Genomic DNA, 2002 nt, shown 5'->3' on the forward strand with positions numbered 1-2002 from the left:
GCCGAGGCGCAAGATGTGCCACTGCTGACCCTCTCCACCGGCACCAACAATGCCTTCCCCGAACTGCGCGAGGCCACCAGCGCCGGTCTTGCCGGCGGCCTGCTGGCCACCGGCCGGGTACCGCCCAGCATTGGCCTGCGCCGCAACAAGCGCCTGTTGGTGACAGTGCCGCAGCAGCAACTGGCCGAATGGGCCCTGGTGGAAGTGGCAGTGTCACCGCAGCGTTTCATCGGCGCCCGCGCACTCAGCCGCCGCGAAGACCTAGCCGAAGTTTTCGCCTGCTTCGCCGAACCGCATGCCATCGGCCTGTCGGCGCTGTGTGGCCTGTGGTGCCCGGTGTCGCGCCAGGCCCCGCACGGAGCCTGGGTTCGCCTCGCATCCAGCGCTGAACAGGCACTGCTCGCGCCGCTGGCCCCTGGCCTGCTGCAAGCCTGTGGCATCACCGCCAGCGGCACGCTGCTGCCCGATGTTGCCCACCGCCTGAGCCTGGCCAGCGGCACCCTGGCCCTGGACGGCGAGCGCGAAATCGAATTCGCCGAACACGACACCCCCACCATCACCCTCGACCACCGCGGCCCGCTCAGTGTGGACGTCGAGGCCGTGCTGGCGCATGCCGCCCGTCACCACCTGCTGGCCGTGCCTCGCGGCCATCGGCTGCACCCTGCAAACCCGTGTTGAGACAACCCCGGAGAACAACAACATGTCCAATCAACTCAGTACCGAACAACTGCTGCATGCCTATGAAGTGATGCGCACCATCCGCGCCTTTGAAGAACGCCTGCACGTGGAGTTCGCCACTGGCGAAATCCCCGGTTTCGTGCACCTCTACGCCGGCGAAGAGGCCTCGGCTGCCGGGGTCATGGCCCACCTGCGCGACAGCGACTGCATCGCCTCGACCCATCGCGGCCATGGCCATTGCATCGCCAAGGGCGTGGACGTGTACGGCATGATGGCCGAAATCTACGGCAAGAAGACCGGCGTATGCGGTGGCAAGGGTGGCTCGATGCACATTGCCGACCTGGAGAAAGGCATGCTCGGGGCCAACGGTATCGTCGGCGCAGGCGCCCCACTGGTGGCCGGCGCGGCGCTGGCGGCCAAGCTCAAGGGGCGCGACGACGTGGCGGTGGCCTTCTTCGGCGACGGGGCCTCCAACGAAGGCGCGGTATTCGAAGCCATGAACATGGCGTCGATCATGAACCTGCCGTGCATCTTCGTCGCCGAGAACAATGGCTACGCCGAAGCCACCGCCTCCAACTGGTCGGTGGCCTGCGACCACATCGCCGACCGCGCGGCCGGCTTCGGCATGCCCGGGGTGACCATCGACGGCTTCGATTTCTTTGCCGTGTACGAGGCCGCCGGTGCGGCCATCGAACGCGCCCGTTCCGGGCAAGGCCCATCGCTGGTCGAGGTCAAGCTCAGCCGCTACTACGGCCATTTCGAGGGCGACGCGCAAACCTACCGCGCGGCGGATGAAGTCAAGAACCTGCGCGAATCGCGCGACTGCCTGATGCAGTTCCGCAACAAGACCACCCGCGCCGGCCTGCTCGCGGCCCAGCAGCTGGATGCTATCGACGCACGCGTCGAGGACCTGATCGAAGACGCTGTGCGCCGCGCCAAGTCCGACCCCAAGCCACTGCCCGCCGACCTGCTCAGCGATGTCTACGTCGCCTACCCCTGAGCCGCGCATTACAAGAACAACAGGAGAACCATCATGGCAAGAAAGATCAGCTACCAGCAGGCCATCAACGAAGCACTGGCCCAGGAAATGCGCCGCGACGACAGTGTGTTCATCATTGGCGAGGACGTTGCCGGCGGTGCCGGGGCGCCCGGTGAGGAAGACGCCTGGGGTGGCGTGCTGGGCGTGACCAAGGGCCTGTACCACCAGTTCCCGGGCCGGGTACTGGACGCTCCCCTGTCGGAAATCGGCTACGTCGGCGCAGCGGTCGGTGCCGCCACCCAGGGCCTGCGCCCGGTGTGCGAGCTGATGTTCGTGGACTTCGCC

General features: G+C 66.9%; 1 protein-coding gene and 2 pseudogenes. All 3 read left to right on the top strand.

The window, feature by feature from the left end:
- Positions 1–678 (top strand): annotated as a pseudogene (locus APH30_RS26955) (ATP-NAD kinase); the annotation flags it as partial.
- Positions 679–700: 22 nt separating this feature from the next.
- Positions 701–1678 carry a thiamine pyrophosphate-dependent dehydrogenase E1 component subunit alpha gene (locus APH30_RS26960; RefSeq protein ID WP_054914240.1) on the top strand — a complete coding sequence of 326 codons (978 nt, stop codon included), beginning with the start codon at positions 701–703 and terminating at the stop codon, positions 1676–1678.
- Positions 1679–1711: 33 nt separating this feature from the next.
- Positions 1712–2002: pseudogene (locus APH30_RS26965) on the top strand (alpha-ketoacid dehydrogenase subunit beta); the annotation flags it as partial.

Origin of the sequence: Pseudomonas sp. NBRC 111127 (genome assembly GCF_001320345.1) — a bacterium.
In the GTDB taxonomy this organism is placed as follows: Bacteria; Pseudomonadota; Gammaproteobacteria; order Pseudomonadales; family Pseudomonadaceae; genus Aquipseudomonas; species Aquipseudomonas juntendi.

What these genes read in the sequence shown, in the direction of transcription:
- APH30_RS26960 (WP_054914240.1), top strand. Translation starts at nt 701, where the DNA reads ATGTCCAATCAACTCAGTACCGAACAACTGCTGCATGCCTATGAAGTG.